The sequence below is a fragment of the Streptococcus sp. HMSC034B05 genome (assembly GCF_001809055.1).
In the GTDB taxonomy this organism is placed as follows: Bacteria; Bacillota; Bacilli; order Lactobacillales; family Streptococcaceae; genus Streptococcus; species Streptococcus constellatus.
The window spans coordinates 1-799 of sequence record NZ_KV795582.1 but is presented as its reverse complement, the minus strand read 5'-3'; the positions used below and the strand labels follow the sequence as shown (position 1 = coordinate 799).

Sequence of the window (799 nt, the reverse complement as noted above, 5' to 3'; positions counted from 1 at the left end):
TTTTGAAACCAATTCATAGCCTTGGGCCAGATAAGCATTCACGATTGAATCATATTTTGCTCGTGCACTATCTGAAAGAGGAGTATCTGAATCTCCGCTAGTCAGCACTTCCTTATCTTTCAGCGTTTTATGAGCAGTATCATCAATGATGGTGTAAGTCACTTTTTGCTTATCAGCTTTATAAGTAACTGTAACATGGATATCAGAGTGAGCAGCGGTAATAGTTACTGCATCAACTTTTGATTTATCTGGTGTATAACCATCAACCGTTGGAGAAATCACTTCTGAGAAAGTACCTGTTGAGGGAGTCCATACCCCCTCTTGAGAGATTTTCCCAGTAACTAAATCTTTTGTATTCGTACGTTTAAAGTCTAATTTTTGGACTTTAGGAGTAGCTGCTTGGTCACCATTTTCATAAACATACTTGATGGTCTCTGTGACTGTCTTTGTTTCTTCAACTGGAGCTGTCTTATGACGTAGATGAACTTCAAATTTTTGATAAGTAGTATCGTAAGTTACACCATTACTTGGATAATTATCTGAAACTAATTCATAATTTTTATCTGTATATTTTTTAATTGTTTCAGCTGTTCTGTAAGCATCCGTTGTATTATAATCACCAGTTAATTCTTTTGTTTCAAGAGTTTCACCCGTCGTATCATCTATATAGCGAACTTGGGCTTTTTCTTGATTAGCTGTATAAACAACTGTCTTTTCGATATCATCGCTGTCACCTGTAATCCCCTCTACTGCTGCAACAATTGGCTTATCAGCTGTATAACCTGTAATCGTTGGGGAG

At 36.8% G+C, this 799-nt stretch carries 1 pseudogene; it reads right to left on the bottom strand.

Annotated features, from left to right (window positions below):
* Positions 1-799 (bottom strand): annotated as a pseudogene (locus HMPREF2542_RS00640) (cell wall protein); the annotation flags it as partial.